The organism is Bradyrhizobium sp. SZCCHNGR1005 (assembly GCF_032489995.1).
Classification (GTDB): Bacteria; Pseudomonadota; Alphaproteobacteria; order Rhizobiales; family Xanthobacteraceae; genus Bradyrhizobium.
On the sequence record NZ_JAUEZC010000008.1, the window covers coordinates 265,296 to 282,052 of the forward strand.

Annotated in this window: 14 protein-coding genes; 11 read left to right on the top strand and 3 right to left on the bottom strand. The window is 65.4% G+C overall.

Going from position 1 to position 16,757, the window contains the following annotated elements:
- Positions 1–78: 78 nt before the first annotated feature.
- Positions 79–1,065: an IclR family transcriptional regulator gene (locus QXZ85_RS28355; RefSeq protein WP_315729706.1), complete on the top strand. Its 987-nt coding sequence runs from the start codon at positions 79–81 to the stop codon at positions 1,063–1,065.
- Entirely contained in the window at positions 995–2,554 is a 1,560-nt protein-coding gene (locus tag QXZ85_RS28360; protein WP_315768095.1) for an acyl-CoA carboxylase subunit beta, read from the top strand. Before QXZ85_RS28355 ends, QXZ85_RS28360 begins: the two co-directional genes overlap by 71 nt.
- Positions 2,555–2,614: 60 nt before the next feature.
- Here QXZ85_RS28360 and QXZ85_RS28365 read toward each other — a convergent pair whose 3' ends face one another.
- The 3 genes from QXZ85_RS28365 to QXZ85_RS28375 form a co-directional block, all read right to left on the bottom strand.
- The gene (locus QXZ85_RS28365) at positions 2,615–3,898 is read right to left on the bottom strand and encodes an MFS transporter (RefSeq protein WP_315745385.1); all 1,284 of its coding nucleotides are present in this window, start codon (positions 3,896–3,898) and stop codon (positions 2,615–2,617) included.
- Positions 3,899–3,995: 97 nt separating this feature from the next.
- A complete protein-coding gene (locus QXZ85_RS28370; protein ID WP_315768094.1) occupies positions 3,996–5,192 on the bottom strand; it encodes an acetyl-CoA C-acyltransferase in 1,197 nt (398 codons plus the stop codon).
- Between the two features lie 161 nt (positions 5,193–5,353).
- Complete coding sequence (locus QXZ85_RS28375) at positions 5,354–6,124, bottom strand: enoyl-CoA hydratase (protein WP_315705291.1); 771 nt, start codon at positions 6,122–6,124, stop codon at positions 5,354–5,356.
- A gap of 164 nt (positions 6,125–6,288) precedes the next feature.
- Between QXZ85_RS28375 and QXZ85_RS28380 the strand changes: the two genes are divergently transcribed.
- The 9 genes from QXZ85_RS28380 (at position 6,289) to QXZ85_RS28420 (ending at position 16,608) form a co-directional block, all read left to right on the top strand.
- A complete protein-coding gene (locus QXZ85_RS28380; RefSeq protein WP_315705292.1) occupies positions 6,289–6,942 on the top strand; it encodes a TetR/AcrR family transcriptional regulator in 654 nt (217 codons plus the stop codon).
- Positions 6,943–7,098: 156 nt separating this feature from the next.
- Positions 7,099–8,595 (top strand): CoA-acylating methylmalonate-semialdehyde dehydrogenase, encoded by a 1,497-nt coding sequence (locus tag QXZ85_RS28385; protein ID WP_315705293.1) that lies wholly within the window; start codon positions 7,099–7,101, stop codon positions 8,593–8,595.
- Between the two features lie 188 nt (positions 8,596–8,783).
- Positions 8,784–9,929 carry an isobutyryl-CoA dehydrogenase gene (locus QXZ85_RS28390; RefSeq protein WP_316175223.1) on the top strand — a complete coding sequence of 382 codons (1,146 nt, stop codon included), beginning with the start codon at positions 8,784–8,786 and terminating at the stop codon, positions 9,927–9,929.
- Positions 9,926–11,002 carry an enoyl-CoA hydratase/isomerase family protein gene (locus QXZ85_RS28395; RefSeq protein ID WP_315705295.1) on the top strand — a complete coding sequence of 359 codons (1,077 nt, stop codon included), beginning with the start codon at positions 9,926–9,928 and terminating at the stop codon, positions 11,000–11,002. The genes QXZ85_RS28390 and QXZ85_RS28395 overlap by 4 nt, the downstream gene beginning before the upstream one ends.
- 28 nt (positions 11,003–11,030) lie before the next feature.
- Positions 11,031–11,918: a 3-hydroxyisobutyrate dehydrogenase gene (mmsB, locus tag QXZ85_RS28400; protein ID WP_315705296.1), complete on the top strand. Its 888-nt coding sequence runs from the start codon at positions 11,031–11,033 to the stop codon at positions 11,916–11,918.
- Positions 11,915–13,648 carry an AMP-binding protein gene (locus tag QXZ85_RS28405; RefSeq protein WP_316175221.1) on the top strand — a complete coding sequence of 578 codons (1,734 nt, stop codon included), beginning with the start codon at positions 11,915–11,917 and terminating at the stop codon, positions 13,646–13,648. The genes mmsB and QXZ85_RS28405 overlap by 4 nt, the downstream gene beginning before the upstream one ends.
- A gap of 8 nt (positions 13,649–13,656) precedes the next feature.
- On the top strand, positions 13,657–14,133 hold the full coding sequence (locus QXZ85_RS28410; protein WP_315705298.1) for a MaoC family dehydratase: 477 nt from the start codon (positions 13,657–13,659) through the stop codon (positions 14,131–14,133).
- Between the two features lie 178 nt (positions 14,134–14,311).
- Complete coding sequence (locus QXZ85_RS28415; RefSeq protein ID WP_316168249.1) at positions 14,312–15,229, top strand: SDR family NAD(P)-dependent oxidoreductase; 918 nt, start codon at positions 14,312–14,314, stop codon at positions 15,227–15,229.
- Between the two features lie 149 nt (positions 15,230–15,378).
- Positions 15,379–16,608, top strand: a complete 1,230-nt coding sequence (locus QXZ85_RS28420) for a TIGR03862 family flavoprotein (protein ID WP_316175219.1) — start codon at positions 15,379–15,381, stop codon at positions 16,606–16,608.
- Positions 16,609–16,757 lie beyond the last annotated feature (149 nt).

Sequence of the window (16,757 nt, forward strand, 5' to 3'; positions counted from 1 at the left end):
TGTAGCTGCAAAGTGCCTGAGGTAGCTTGTTCTGCAAGCGGAATATTATTTCGCAATACGGAATTGAACGGGAAGCGCATGGGACGACGGTCGGAGCGACTGAGCAGGGTGGGGATGCTCCCCGGTGATATCGCCGGCGAGGGAGAGGTCATTCAGGTGGTATCGCGGGCCTTCGATGTGCTCCGCTGTTTCGAAGGGCACGAGTCGCGGCTCGGGAACCTGGAAATTTCCAACCGCTGTGGCCTGCCGCGTTCGACCGTCTCGCGCCTGACCCACACGCTGACGCGAATGGGGCAGCTGGTCTATCTGCCGCGCGATCAGAAATACCGCATCGGTCCGAGTGCGGTCGCGATGAGCACGTCTCTGACACGTGGCTTGCAGCTGCGGCATTTGATCCGGCAACGGCTCCAGGATGTCGCCGAGCAATTGCCCGGCACGATCGGCTTCGTGATCCCCGACCGCTTCCATCTGGTCTATCTGGAGTTCGGCCGCGCCGAGAATTCGGTCGGCCTGCAGGAGACGACCGGCAGCCGGATCTCGATGGCGAGCACGGCCGCCGGCCACGCCTATATGGCGGTTCTCGAGCCCGAAATGGGCAATGCGCTGCTGGCCGAAATGGAGCGGGAGATGCCGGAGGCGGCGAGGCTGTTGCGGCCGCGGCTGGAGCATAACCGGCAGTTTCTGAAGGAGCACGGCTATGTCGTGGCCTGCGGCCTGTGGAGCCCGCATATCAACGGGCTGGCGCTGCCGCTGTGGTCGCCGCAATACCAGACCTACGTCGTGCTGACGATCGGGCTGTTGGCCGCGATGTACGACGAGAAGCGGCTCCACGATGAGGTCGCGCCGCCGATGCTCGAACTCGGCCGGACCATCGGCGCTTTGCTGCAGGGCGCGGAAAGGGACGTGTTCAACAATCACATGGAGAGAAAGCCGCTTCCGGTGACCGCAAAGCGCAGCCACAAGAACAATAAGATCACCAGGACGGAGGATGCGGATGAATTGGCGGCCCGAGCTCGAGGAACTGGCCCGGCGCGAAGCCTTCGCGCGGGAGATGGGCGGGGCTGACAAGGTCAAGCGGCAGCGCGACCAGGGCCGGCTCACGGTTCGCGAGCGGATCGACGGGCTGATCGACTCCGGAAGTTTTCACGAGATCGGCGCGATCGCCGGTCTCGGCGAATATGATGAGCAGGGCGAGCTGAAACATGTGACGCCCGCGAACTGCGTGTTCGGTCGCGCCCGTATCGACGGCCGCACTGTGGTCGTGGTCGGCGACGATTTTACCGTCCGCGGCGGCTCCGCGGATGCGTCGATTGCCGCCAAGCCCCTGATGGCGGAAGAGATGGCGCATGATTTCCGCCTGCCGATCATCCGCATCATCGAGGGCTCGGGCGGCGGCGGTTCGGTGAGGACGATCGAAACCAAGGGCGCGGCGAATCTGCCGGGCGGCATTGGCGGCAATCGCTGGTATCGGCTCACGACGGAGAACCTGTCGCGTGTGCCGGTGGTGGCGCTCGGGCTCGGCTCGGTGGCGGGATTGGGCGCGGCGCGGTTGGCCGCGAGCCACTATTCGATCATGACCAGGTCGTCGGCCATGTTCGTCGCCGGACCGCCGGTAGTGAAGCGCCTGGGGCAGGATCTCGGCAAGCAGGAGCTCGGCGGCGCCGACATCCAGACCCGGGCCGGCGCCGTCGATCACGCCGTCGACACCGAGCAGGAGGTGTTCGCCTGCGCGCGGCGCTTCCTGTCCTATCTGCCGCAGTCTGTCTATGAGCTGCCGCCGACCATACCGTGCCATGACGATCCGCAGCGCGCCGATGAGGCGCTGCTCAACGCGGTGCCGCGCAACCGTCGTCAAGTCTACAAGATGCGGCCGATCATCGAGGCGGTGGTCGATAACGGCTCGTTTTTCGAGGTGGCGCAGAATTTCGGCAAGCCGATCATCATCGGCCTCGCGCGCCTTGAGGGGCGCGCGGTGATGGTGCTCGCGAGCGACCCGTTCCACTATGGCGGCTCGTGGACGGCGGATGCCTGCCAGAAGGTGATCCGCTGGGTCGACTTCGCCGAGACCTTCCATCTGCCGATCGTTTATCTGATGGACTGCCCGGGCTTCATGATCGGGCTGGAGGCGGAGAAAGCGGCGACCATCCGCCACGGCGTGCGCGCGATGGCGGCGGTGAACCAGTCGACGGTCCCCTGGTGCACCGTGATCATGCGCAACGCCTTCGGTGTGGCGGGCGTCGTGCACCAGCCGGCCGATCGCTTCTCGATCCGTTATGCGTGGCCGTCGGCCTATTGGGGCTCGCTGCCGCTGGAGGGCGGTATCGAGGCGGCCTATCGCGCCGAGATCGACGCTGCGCCCGATCCTGCCGCGAAGCTGAAGGAGATCGAGGAACGGCTGAACAAGCTGCGCTCGCCGTTCCGTTCGGCCGAGAAGTTCTGGGTCGAGGAGATCATCGATCCGCGCAAGACCCGCGCGCTGCTCTGCGAGTTCGCGCGCCTGGCCGAGCCGCTGCGAACGCCAGGTCCACCGGCCGCGATGTCGACGCGGCCGTAGCGGCGAATAGGAGGACATAGCGAATGGCGGACCGGATCCGCCACTCGCGATTGGCTTCGCTCAGGCGACTGCCGGCTTGACCTGTCGCGCGATCGCAAGCGCCAGCAGCGCAGCGACGATACAGAGAGCGCCGGCGATGAAGAAGGCGGGCAGGTAGCTCGCCAGCAGTGTGCGCGACAGGCCCGCACCAAACGCGGCCGCGCCGGCGCCGAGCTGATGGCCGGCAAAGACCCAGCCGAACACCAGGTTCGCCCGTTCGGCTCCGAACCGTTGTGCCGTCAGGCGGACCGTCGGCGGCACGGTCGCGATCCAGTCGAGCCCGTAGAACATGGCGAACAGCGACAGCCCGTAGAACGAGAAGTCGCTGAAGGGCAGGAACACCAGCGACAGCCCGCGCAGCCCGTAATACCAGAACAGCAGCCAGCGATTGTCGTAGCGGTCCGACAGCCAGCCCGACATGATCGTGCCGAAGAAGTCGAAGATGCCCATGGCGGCCAGGAGGCTGGCGGCCTGGACCTGCGGAATGCCGAAGTCGAGACACATCGGGATCAGATGCACCTGCACCAGCCCATTGGTCGAGGCACCGCAGACGAAAAACGTCGCAAACAGGATCCAGAATACCGTCGAGCGCGAGACGTCGCGCAGCGTGCCGAGCGCGGCCCCGAGGATCGGCGCCGTGACCGGCGCTGGGGCGACGACGGGGTCGGTGCCCTTGTCTCCGAACGGCCGCAGGCCGACATCGCTCGGCCGGTCTCGCATCAGGAGCGTTACGGCTGTCGCCGACACCGCGAGCATCATGCAGACGAGCCCCAGCGCGATCCGCCAGCCGAGATGATCGGTGAGGCTTGCGAGCAGCGGCAGAAACGCAAGCTGGCCGGTCGCGACACTTGCGGTGAGGATGCCGACAACAAGACCACGGCGTGCGACGAACCAGCGAGCGGCGATGGTGGCCCCGAGCACCAGCGCCGTCATGCCGGTGCCGATCCCGATCACGACGCCCCACAATACCACGAGGTGCCAGACTTTCGTCATCGCGAGCGAAGCGAGCAGGGCCGAGACCACGATCAATTGCGCCAGCACGGTGATTCTGCGCAGCCCATAACGATTGAGCAGCGCGGCCGCGAACGGCGCCATCAACCCGAACAGGATGAAGCGGATCGACAGTGCCGAGGAGATCTCCGCCGTGCTCCAGCCGAACTCGTGCTGCAGCGGCACGATGAAGACGCCCGGCGCGCCCACTGTGCCGGCCGAGACCAATGAGGTGAAGAAGGTGACGGCGACCATCACCCAGCCGTAATGGATGTTGCGGCGGGACAGCGCGGCCGCGAGCCAGTTCGAAATCATATCGCCTCGGAAGGTCGGTGTGACAGGTTGCGCGCTATCTTGGCGGGATGTCTGTCCGACATAAATGGCGAACTTCCCTCGTTTTTGGACATCGCCGCTAACGCGCGATGCGCTCGACTGCGATCGCGGTGGCTTCGCCGCCGCCGATGCAGAGCGCAGCAACCCCGCGCTTCAGGTTGCGGGCCTCCAGCGCATGCAGCAGGGTGACGATCAGCCGCGCGCCCGTGGCCCCGATGGGGTGGCCGAGCGCGCAGGCGCCGCCATTGACGTTCAGCCGTTCGCGCGGAATGCCGAGATCACGCTGCGCCGCCATCGCGACCACGGCAAAGGCCTCGTTGATTTCGAACAGGTCGATATCGGCGACACTCCAGCCGACCTTGTCGAGCAGCTTGCGGATGGCCGGGATCGGCGCGGTGGTGAACCATTGCGGCTCCTGGCTGTGGGTCGCGTGCCCTTTGATCTCGGCAAGTACCGGCAGGCCGTCGCGGTCGGCCCGCGAGCGCTTCGCCAGCACCAGCGCGGCCGCGCCGTCGGCATTGGCAGAGGAGGCGGCTGGCGTGATGGTGCCGCTGGAGCGGAATGCCGGCTTGAGCGCCGGAATCTTGGCCGGATCGACCTTGAGCGGGTGTTCGTCGTCGGCGATGTCGCGCGGGCCTGACTTCTCGACCACCCTGATCGGCGCGATCTCAGCTTTGAACGCGCCGCCCTCCACCGCGCGGCGGGCGCGAGTCAGCGTCTCGATCGCGTAAGCGTCCTGGTCGGCGCGAGTGAACTGATAGGCCTCCGCGGTGGCCTCGCCGAAATCGCCCATCGAACGGCCGGTCTCGTAGGCGTCTTCCAGCCCGTCCAGCATCATATGGTCGAGGATGCGATCATGGCCCGCGCGGTAGCCGCCGCGGGCCTTCGCCAGCAAATAGGGCGCGTTGGTCATGCTCTCCATGCCGCCGGAGACGACGATTTCGGCCGATCCCGCATGGATGATGTCGTGCGCGAGCATGGTCGCCTTCATGCCGGAGCCGCAGACCTTGTTGACGGTCGTCGCTCCGGTGGCATCCGGGAGACCTGCGCCGCGCGCGGCCTGCCGGGCCGGCGCCTGGCCTTGGCCGGCCGGCAGCACATTGCCCATGAAAACCTCGTCGACCTTTTCCGGTGCGAGCGTCGCGCGCTCCAAGGCCGCCTTGATCACATGCGCGCCGAGTTTGTTGGCGCTGAACGGCGACAATTCGCCCATGAAGCGGCCGAGCGGCGTGCGTGCGGCTGAGACGATGACGATGGGATCGGACGAGGCGGCCATGGCGAAGCTCCTGGATCGATTAAATTATGATCATAATATAATGCGCCGCCAAAAAGGCAATGCGACGGAGAGGCTCAACTTGACGTGAGGCGCGGCCGGTCTGCCCAGCGCGTCCATAAGGGGAAGGTGATTTCGAGCAGATCCGGGCCAGCGGGGCCGGCCTATCGCTTCCTCTCGATGAACGCGCGCATCAGCCGCTTTGGCTCGTCGGTCAGGAACGATCGCCCGAAAGCGCCGATCGAAACCTCGATCGACTCTTTCAGGGGCAGTTCCTCCCATTGTCGCAGCAAGGCCTTCTGTGCGCGCAGCGCCTCTGTTCCGCAGGCGAGCAGGGACTGCACCGTACGCTCGACCTCGGCGTCGAGACCTTCTTCCGGCGCGACGGCGTCGACCAGGCCCCAGGCGAGTGCGGTCGGCGCATCGATCAGTTCGGCGGTCAACAACAGCCGGCGCGCGCGGCCCCAGCCGATCAGCCGCGGCAGCAGCGCCGCATGAATCACCGAGGGAATGCCGACGCGCACCTCTGGCATGCCGAACTTCGCTGTATCCGCGGCGATGCGAAGATCGCAGGCGGCCGCGACCTCCAGCCCACCGCCGAGGCACCAGCCGGGTATCCGCGCGATGACGGGAGCAGGAAATGCGCGGACGGCCTCGCACAGACCGGCAAGGCGCGCGATGAATGTTTCCGCGGATGTCTGATCGAGGCCAGCCATTTCCCGGATGTCGGCACCGCCGATCAGGCTTCTTTCGCTTGCGCCGCAAAGAACGAGCACGCGGATGCCTGAATCGGCCGCGAGCGTCTCGATTCCCGCGCGTACGCCTTCGATCACGGCAGAGTTCAGGATGTTCAGGGCGCCGGCGTTGCAGATCGTGAGCCGAACGACGCCGCGGTCATCGCGGTTCACGCCACAGTGGGAATTGAACATGTCCATCGTCGTTCCCGTAATCCTATGGTCATCAACGCGACAGAAATTCCGCACCTGATCGCACAAATGTCAATGATCTTGATCCAGATCAACGTCGGCCAAAGAAATAGCTGCAGCGCTTCAGCCTCGCGGCTGTTATTATATGATCTGGAACATTCCTTAGGACGACCATGCGGTATTCTCCGGAACACAAGGCTGAGACTCACGCCCGTATCGTACGCAAGGCGTCGATGCGGCTGCGCGAGAAGGGAGCACACGGCGTCGGCGTCGCCGACCTGATGAAGGAGGCCGGGCTGACCCATGGCGGGTTCTATGCGCATTTCACCTCGCGCGAGGCGCTGGTCGTCGAAGCCTTTACCTATGCCATGGACCGCTCGATGGAGGGATGGCACAAGATGCTGGCTGATCTCGCGCCGGAGAAGCGGGTCGCGGCGATCGTGGATGGCTATCTGAATGCGCAGCACCGCGATGACGCGAGCCACGGTTGTGCAGTGCCGGCACTCGGTGCGGAGATCGCCCGTGAGGGCCCCAAGGCACGCAAGGCATTTGCGGCCAAGCTCGAGCAGATGGTCGAGCTGTTTGCCGACCAGGTGCCGGGCGTCTCGCGCAAGGCCGCGCGCAAGCGGGCCTCTGCGATGCTGGCGACGTTGATCGGGGCCTTGGTGATGGCGCGCATCGCCGGCAATAGCGAATTCTCCGACGAAGTCCTGGCTGCCGGGCGCGAGGCGGCGCTGGCCAACGCGACAGCTGGCGGCGATACCGCCAAGGCGGCGCCTGCCAAGAAGCGCACGACTGGAAAGGCGACGACCGCGCGGAAGCGCTGAAGTCGGCCGACATGGCAGCTCAGCGGGCGAACTTTCTCGGCCCCCAGCCAAGGGGCGGCATTTTCGCAGCTCCGTCCAGCGCTTAGGCCCTTCCCAAACGCCTCAAAGACTGCAAGATGCCGGCCAACTGGCACTGCTCATTTTCGGAGGAAACGCATGCGTTCGATCGGTCATTTCATTGGCGGCCGCGAGGTCAAGGGCACGTCTGGTCGGACGGCCGATGTCTTCGAGCCCATGACCGGCGACGTGCAGGCCAAGGTGGCGCTGGCCTCTCGCGCCGAGTTGCGTGCGGCAGTGGAAAACGCCAAGGCCGCGCAGCCGGCCTGGGCCGCCACCAACCCGCAGCGCCGCGCCCGCGTGATGATGAAGTTCCTGGAGCTTGCCCAGCGCGACTACGACAAGCTCGCCGAACTCTTGGCGCGCGAGCACGGCAAGACGATTCCGGACGCCAAGGGCGACATCCAGCGCGGCCTCGAGGTGGTGGAATTCGCTTGCGGCATTCCGCACCTGATGAAGGGTGAATATACCGAGGGTGCCGGTCCTGGCATCGACATCTATTCGATGCGCCAGCCGCTCGGCGTCGTTGCCGGGATCACGCCGTTCAATTTCCCGGCGATGATTCCGCTGTGGAAGTTCGCGCCCGCGATCGCCTGCGGCAATGCCTTCATCCTGAAGCCGTCGGAGCGCGATCCGGGCGTGCCGATGAAGCTCGCGGAATTGATGATCGAGGCCGGCCTGCCGCCGGGAATCCTCAACGTCGTCAACGGCGACAAGGAGGCGGTCGACGCCATCCTGGAAGACCCGGATATCATGGCGATCGGCTTCGTTGGCTCCTCGCCGATCGCGCAATACATCTATGAGCGCGCCGCGGCGCACGGCAAGCGCTGCCAGTGCTTCGGCGGCGCCAAGAACCACGCCATCGTGATGCCCGACGCCGACATGGACCAGGCGGTGGATGCGCTGATCGGCGCCGGCTACGGCTCGGCCGGCGAGCGCTGCATGGCCGTTTCGGTGGCGGTGCCCGTCGGCAAGACCACCGCCGACCGGCTGATGGAAAAGCTGATCCCGCGGGTCGAAGCATTGAAGATCGGTACCTCGGTTGATCCGTCCGCGGATTTCGGACCGCTGGTGACGCGGGAGGCCGTCGAGCGCGTCAAGAACTATGTCGAGATCGGCATCAAGGAAGGCGCGACCTTGGCGGTCGACGGCCGCGGCTTCAAGATGCAGGGCTATGAGAACGGCTTCTACATGGGTGGCTGTCTGTTCGACAACGTCACCAAGGACATGCGCATCTACAAGGAAGAGATCTTCGGCCCCGTGCTGTCGGTGGTGCGTGCCAAGGATTATGCCGAGGCGCTGGCGCTGCCCTCCGAGCACGATTACGGCAACGGCGTTGCGATCTTCACGCGCGACGGCGACGCCGCGCGCGATTTCGCCGCCAAGGTGAATGTCGGTATGGTCGGCATCAACGTGCCGATCCCGGTGCCGATCGCCTACTACACCTTCGGTGGCTGGAAGCGGTCCGGCTTCGGTGACCTCAACCAGCATGGGCCGGATTCGATCCGCTTCTACACCAAGACCAAGACCGTGACCTCGCGCTGGCCGTCCGGCGTCAAGGAGGGCGCGGAGTTCTCGATCCCGACGATGCGTTGACGACGATGGGAGCCCGTGAGGGCTCCCATTTTCGTCAAGATGCTCTGTCCGTCATTGCGAGCGAAGCGAAGCAATCCAGAGGTTTCCGCAGAGACAGCCTGGATTGTTTCGTCGCTTCGCTCCTCGCAATGACGGTGTGCGCGTCATAGACTGAGGCAAGCAACAAAGCAGGGAAACGCGGAGAACGAATGCATTTCGCTCTCGACGAGGATCAAATCGCACTGCGCGATATGGCGCGCTCCTTTGCCGCAGAGAAGATCGCGCCGCATGCCTTGCGCTGGGATGAAGAGAAGCATTTCCCGGTCGATGTGATGCGAGAGGCCGCCAGCCTCGGCATGGGCGGCATCTACATCCGCGACGATGTGGGCGGCTCGGGCCTCGGCCGGCTGGACGCGGCACTGATCTTCGAGGCGCTCGCCACGGGCTGCCCGACCGTGTCGGCATTCATCTCGATCCACAACATGGCCTCGTGGATGATCGACACGTTCGGCACCGAGGCGCAGCGGCAGCGTTATCTGCCGAAGCTCTGCACCATGGAGCTGATCGCCAGCTACTGCCTGACCGAGCCGGGCGCCGGCTCGGACGCTGCGGCTTTGCGCACGCGCGCGGTCCGCGACGGCGAGGACTATGTGCTCAACGGCCAGAAGCAGTTCATCTCCGGGGCAGGGGCAACCGACATCCTGGTCGCGATGGTGCGGACCGGCGGCGATGGGCCGGGCGGCATTTCGACGCTGGTCATCGATGCGAAGACGCCAGGCGTTTCGTTCGGCGCCAACGAGCGCAAGATGGGCTGGAATGCGCAGCCGACCCGCGCGGTGATGTTCGAGAATGCGCGCGTGCCGGTGGCGAACCGGCTGGGTGAAGAGGGCATCGGCTTCAAGATCGCGATGGCCGGCCTCGACGGCGGCCGCCTGAATATTGCGGCCTGTTCGCTCGGCGGGGCGCAGAGCGCGCTCGACAAGACGCTGGCTTATACGAGAGAACGCAAGGCGTTCGGCAAGCGGCTCGACGAATTCCAGGCCTTGCAGTTCCGCATCGCCGACATGGCCATCGAGCTCGAGGCCGCGCGGACCTTCGTCTGGCGCGCGGCGGCAGCGCTCGACCGAAAGGATCATGACGCCACCATGCTGTGCGCAATGGCCAAGCGCTTCGGCACCGACGTCGGCTTCGAGGTCGCCAACCAGGCGCTGCAACTACATGGCGGCTACGGCTATTTGAGCGAATTCGGCATCGAGAAGATCGTTCGCGACCTGCGGGTGCATCAGATATTGGAAGGGACCAACGAGATCATGCGCCTGATCGTGTCGCGCAAGCTGATCGAGGGTGCGCGGTGAGCGAGGCGGCGGAAGGCGATCTGATTGTGCGCCGCGAGGGCTCGGCCGGTATCATCCGGCTCAACCGGCCCAAGGCGATCAACGCGATGACATTGGAGATGTCGCTCGGCATCGATGCCGCGCTCGACCGCTTCGAGGCAGATCCGGACGTCGCGGTGGTGATCCTCGAAGGCGCCGGTGAGCGCGGGCTCTGCGCCGGTGGCGACATCCGCGGGCTCTATGAAAGCTCCAGGGCCGGCGGCGATCTCGGCAAGCGGTTCTGGCGCCAGGAATACGTCATGAACGCGCGCATTGCCGCGTTTCCGAAGCCCTATGTCGCCTACATGGATGGGCTGGTGATGGGCGGCGGCGTTGGACTGTCGGCCCATGGCCGGCACCGCATCGTGACCGAGAAGACCAAGCTCGCGATGCCGGAGGTGGGCCTGGGCTTCTTCCCCGACGTCGGCGGCACCTGGCTGTTGTCGCGCGCGCCCGGCGAGCTCGGCACCTATTTCGCCCTGACCGGTCAGACCATGAACGGACCGGATGCCATTCATGCCCGCTTTGCCGACGCGGTGGTGCCGTCGGAAAAATGGCCGGCGCTGCGCGAGGTGCTGACCAAGATAAAGCCCGGTACCCAGTCCAGCGACATCGAACGGCTGATCGACGGGGTCGCCACAGGCGAGGCATCGGGGCCGGTCGCGGCGCTGCAGGACCGGATCGACCGCTGGTTTGCGTACGACAGCATGCATGACATCGTCGTCGCGCTGGAGCAGGACGGGTCGGAGCTCGCGCTGGCGACATTGAAGACGCTGCGCGAGAAGTCCCCGCGTGGCATGGTGGTGACCTTGAAGCTCCTGCGGCTGGCGCGCAAAGCAGGCTCGCTGCAGGACTGTCTGGTGCGGGAATATCGCGCCGCGCTCGAAGTCTTCCGCAGCGATGACTTCCGCGAGGGCGTCCGCGCGGCGATCATCGACAAGGACCGTAATCCGCGCTGGTCGCCGCCCGACATCAGTCAGGTGACGCCGGAGATGCTGGCGCCGTATCTGGCCGAGATCGGCGCCGACGAGCTGATATTCCCGCAAGGCAAATAAGACTGATATCCGAGGGGAGGAAACAACAATGACGACGATCGCATTCATCGGCCTCGGCAATATGGGCGGTCCGATGGCAGCCAATCTGGTCAAGGCCGGCCACAAGGTGCTCGCGTTTGATCTGGCTGAAGCCTCGCGGGCGCAGGCAAAGCGCGACGGCGCCGAGATTGCCGAGAGCGCGACAGCTGCGGTGAAGGGCGCCGAGGTCGTGGTGACGATGCTGCCGGCGGGCAAGCACGTTCTGGCCGTGTGGAACGATGTGGTGCCGGCGATGTCGAACGGCGCGCTGATCATCGATTCCTCCACCATCGACGTCGAAAGCGCGCGCGCTGCGCATGCGCTCGCGGCCAAGCACGGCATCGCCTCGGTCGATGCGCCGGTGTCCGGGGGCACCGGTGGCGCCAAGGCCGGGACGCTGACTTTCATGTGCGGCGGCGAGGAGGGTGCCTTCGCCAAGGCCAAGCCGATCCTCGAAAAGATGGGCAAGAAGATCGTCCATTGCGGCGGCGCTGGCGCGGGGCAGGCGGCCAAGATCTGCAACAACATGATCCTCGGCATTTCCATGATCGCCGTGAGCGAGGCCTTTGCGCTCGGCGAAAAGCTCGGGCTGTCGCATCAGGCACTGTTCGACGTCGCCTCGACCTCTTCGGGGCAGTGCTGGTCGCTGACCAGCTATTGCCCGGTGCCGGGGCCGGTGCCGGCCTCGCCCGCGAATAACGACTACAAGCCGGGTTTCGCCACCGCGTTGATGCTGAAGGATCTGACGCTGTCGCAGGATGCGGCGAAGGCGGCCGGCGCGGCGACGCCGCTCGGGCAGCACGCCCAGGAGATCTACAAGGCCTTCGATGCCGCCGGGAATGGTGGCGTCGACTTTTCGGGCGTCATCCAGCACGTTCGCAAATTGGCCGAACCATGACGACCTTCAAGGAAGCGCGCGCATTTCTGCTGCAGCATCGCACCGACTACGAGGGGGCGGTGAAGGGATTCCGCTGGCCGGATCCGGTGCCGTTCAACTGGGCGCTGGATTGGTTCGATGCGGAGCTTGCGCATGATCCCGAAAGCCGCGATCGCACGGCGCTGTGGATCGTGGACGCCGCGCACGACCGCCAGACGAAGCTCTCCTTTGCCGCTCTGTCGCGCCGCTCCAATCAGGTCGCCAACTTCCTACGCGCGCAAGGCTTGAAGCGCGGCGATCACCTGCTGCTCCTGCTCGGCAATGTCGTGCCGCTGTGGGAGACCATGCTGGCCGCGATGAAGCTTGGTGTCGTCGTGATCCCCGCCACCACGCTGTTGACCACCGATGAACTGCGCGACCGGCTCGAGCGCGGCCGCGCCAAGGCGGCGGTCGCGGCACAGGACCAGGTTGCGAAATTTGCGGCGCTTGGCGCCGACGATCTCGTCCGCATCGTGGTCGGCGACGGCGTCGCGCCCGAGGGCTGGCTGCCATTCACGCAGGCGGCCGATGCTGCAGAGGATTTCGCGCCCGATGCTCCGACGCAGCCCGACGACCCGATGCTGCTCTATTTCACCTCCGGCACGACCGCGAAACCGAAGCTGGTGCGCCACAGCCATCGCAGCTATCCGGTCGGGCATCTCTCGACGATGTATTGGCTCGGCCTGCAGCCGGGCGACATCCACTTGAACATCTCCTCGCCGGGCTGGGCCAAGCATGCCTGGAGCTGCTTCTTCGCGCCCTGGAATGCCGGCGCCACCATCTTCGTGGTCAACCAGCCGCGCTTCGACGCCAAGGCCTTGCTCGCTACCGTCGGCCGCTGTGGCGTGACGACCTTGTGCGCGCCGCCGACGGTGTGGCGTCTGTTCATCCAGGAGCATCTGTCCGACTTCAAGGTCTCGTTGCGCGAGGCCTGCGGCGCCGGCGAGCCGCTCAATCCGGAAGTCATCGACCAGGTGCGCGCGGCCTGGGGCCTCACCATCCGCGATGGCTACGGCCAGACCGAGACCGCTGCTATCGTGGGCAATTCGCCGGGACAGCCGGTGAAGATCGGCTCGATGGGCCGGCCACTGCCGGGCTATCGTGTCGAGGTCACCGACATCGACGGCAATCTTGCGAAGGAGGGCGAGATCACGCTGGCCCTTGGTGCCGATCGGCCCGCCGGATTGATGCAGGGCTATCAAACCGAGGACGGCAAGCTCTCCGGCACCGATGGAGTTCGGTATCGGACCCGTGACGTCGTGTTTCAGGACGACGACGGCTATCTGACCTTCGTCGGCCGCTCCGACGACGTGTTCAAATCGTCGGACTACCGCATCTCTCCCTTTGAACTCGAGAGCGTGCTGCTGGAGCACGACGCCGTGGCCGAAGCGGCCGTCGTGCCGAGCCCGGATCCGATCCGGCTGGCGATTCCGAAAGCCTATGTACTCCTGGTCGCCGGCGCCGAGCGCTCGCGTGCCACGGCACTGTCGATCTTCGAGCATCTGCAGGCGCGGCTGGCGCCGTTCAAGCGCATTCGCCGGCTCGAGCTCGTCACCGAGTTGCCGAAGACGATCTCCGGCAAGATTCGCCGCGTGCAACTGCGCCGGCTTGAGCATGATGACGACCGCACCGACCATCTGCGCGGCGTCGAATTTCGCGAAGAGGATTTCCCGGAACTGCAGCGTGCGCGGCCGGCCGGGCATGAGGGGTAGGAAGAAGAATGAATCAAATCTGGAAGAAGCCGCCGATTTCTCTCGAATCGTATCAAGCCCTGGTCGGGCGGGAGATCGGCGTGTCGTCCTGGCACCTGATCGATCAGAAGCGCATCGACGCTTATGCCGACGTGTGCGAGGACCATCAGTTTATCCATGTCGATCCCGAGAAGGCCAAGGCGACGCCGTTCGGCACCACCATCGCACACGGCTTTCTCACCATGTCGCTGCTCAGCGTGATGTCCTACGAGGTGATGCCGGCGGTCGAGGGCACGGCGATGGGCGTCAATTACGGCTTCGACAAGCTGCGCTTCATCTCGCCGGTCAAGTCGGGCAAGCGCGTGCGGGGTCGCTTCACGCTGGCGAAGGCCGAGCTGCGTCGGCCGAAGGAGTTGCAGTCCCTGACCAATGTGTCGGTCGAGATCGAGGGCGAGGACAAACCGGCGTTGGTCGCCGACTGGATCGGCCTGATCTATCTGACCTAAACCCCTCTGCGATTGCCGGGCTAAAGCGCGAAGCGCGTCTGCTAAACGCTTGACCTGGCAATTCATCACTGATGAAAGACTGATCAGTTTTCTGATGGACGCCCGGGGCATTTCGCACGAAGACGCGCTTCGCGCTTTTACCCAGGCGTGACCTGACAACAAGATGTAGGAAGCGAACATGGCAATCAGATTCGACGGACGCGTCGCCATCGTCACCGGCGCCGGCAATGGTCTCGGCCGCGCCCATGCGCTGGGGCTCGCCAGCCGCGGCGCCAAGGTCGTGGTCAACGATTTCGGCGGCGCGCGCGACGGGACCGGTGGCTCGCTGAGCCCGGCGGAGACCGTGGTCGAGGAGATCCGCAAAGCCGGCGGCACCGCGATGGCCGACGGTGCCGACGTCTCCAATTTCGAGCAGGTCACCGCGATGGTCGAGCGCGCCACCAAGGAGTGGGGCAGCGTCGACCTGTTGTGCGCCAATGCCGGCATCCTGCGCGACAAGTCGTTCGGCAAGATGGAGGTTGCCGATTTTGCCAAGGTGCTCGATGTGCATCTGGTCGGCTCGTTCTACTGCTGTAAGGCGGTCTGGGCCGGCATGCGCGACCGCAACTACGGCCGCATCGTGCTGACGACATCGTCGTCCGGTCTGTTCGGCAATTTCGGCCAGGCCAATTACGGGGCCGCCAAGGCCGGCATGGTCGGGCTGATGAACGTGCTGGCGGAAGAGGGCCGCAAGAACAACATTCGCGTCAACACGATCTCGCCGACCGCGGCGACGCGCATGACCGAAGAGCTGCTGCCGCCGCAGGCGCTGGCGCTGATGAAGCCGGAGTCGATCACGCCGGCGGTAGAATATCTCCTCAGCGAGGACGCACCGACCAGGACCATCATGGGGGCGGGCGCCGGCTCTTTCGCGGTCATCAGGATCCTCGAAACTGAGGGCATCAACTTGCCGCAGTCGGAATGGACGCCGGACGCGATCGCGGCGCATTTTGCCGAAATCAGCGACATGTCGAAGGCGAGGGCGCTGCAGGGCGCATTCGAGCAGACGCAGAAATATGTGGCGCAGGCCGCGGCAAGGGCTGGGATCAAGCTCTAAGTTGAGCTGTCATTCCGGGGCGCGTCGAAGACGCGAGCCTGGAATCCATAACGACGATCGGGCGTATGGATTCCGGGCTCAGCCCTGCGGCTGCCCCGGAATGACGATCTCTTTTGCGGATACGGCTTCGTCGGATCGCTGCTCGCGCGATGTCCTCGCTGACAAAACACATCGCCATCATCGGGGCCGGCCCGGCCGGGCTGATGGCCGCCGAGGTGCTGGCCGAGAGCGGTGCCGCCGTCACCGTCTACGACGCCATGCCGTCAGTCGCGCGCAAATTCCTGATGGCCGGCCGCGGCGGGCTCAATCTCACGCATAGCGAAGAGCTGACGACATTCTTGTCGCGTTACCGCGAGGCGGCGCCGTTTCTCGAAGCGGCGATCCGCGCCTTTCCGCCGGAGCGGCTGCGTCACTGGTGCGAGACGCTGGGCGAGCCGACCTTCGTCGGCTCCTCGGGTCGGGTGTTTCCGCAGAGTTTCAAAGCCTCGCCGCTGCTGCGCGCCTGGCTGCGCCGGCTCGCCGCGCAGGGCGTGCGCTTTGAATTGCGGAACCGTTGGACCGGCTGGGACGGCGAGGGACGGCTCACGTTCCAAACGCCGGCCGGGACGCGCGCGATTGCGGCCGAGGCCACGGTGCTCGCGCTCGGCGGTGCGAGCTGGCCACGGCTCGGCTCGGATGGCGGCTGGGTGTCGATCCTCGCGGCAAAGGGCGTCGCCATCACGCCGTTGCGCCCGGCCAATTGCGGCTTCACCGTCGGCTGGTCGGATATCTTCCGCGACCGCTTCGAGGGCCGGCCGCTGAAGGGCATCGCCTTGAGCCTCGGCTCGCGCACGGTGCGCGGCGAGGCGGTCGTCACCCGCGACGGAATCGAGGGCGGCGCGGTCTATGCGCTCTCGGCCGAACTGCGCGAAGCCATCGCCTCTGAAGGCGAAGCAAGATTGCTGATCGCGCTGCGGCCCGATCTTCCTGCTGAGGACTTGGTGGAACGCCTGAAGGCACCACGCGGCAAGCAGTCGTTCTCCAACTTCCTGCGCAAGGTGCTGCAGCTCTTGCCGGTCGCCATCGGCCTGGTGCAAGAGGTGGCGAAGACCTCTGGACTCGCTCTGTCGTCCGCGTCGCCGGAGCAACTCGCGGCCTTGATCAATGGCCTGCCGCTCAAGCTCACCGGCACGGCCGGGCTAGCCCGTGCAATCTCGACGGCTGGCGGCATCGCGCGCGACGAGTTCGACGCCGACTACATGATCAAGCGATTGCCCGGCGTGTTCGCTTGCGGCGAGATGCTGGATTGGGAGGCGCCGACCGGCGGCTATTTGTTGCAGGCCTCGTTTGCGACCGGGGTGGCCGCGGGGAAGGGCGTGATGAGGTGGCTGGGCCTGTAGCCACAAACTCAGTGTCATTCCGGGGCGACGCGCAAGCGTCGAGCCCGGAAACTATAACCCCGGACCTTGGTTATGGATTCCTGTATCTGACCGGGTGTCACTGTCATAGTGGCGGCGGGTAGAGACAGCTCGTTGGATTCCCGGTTGCC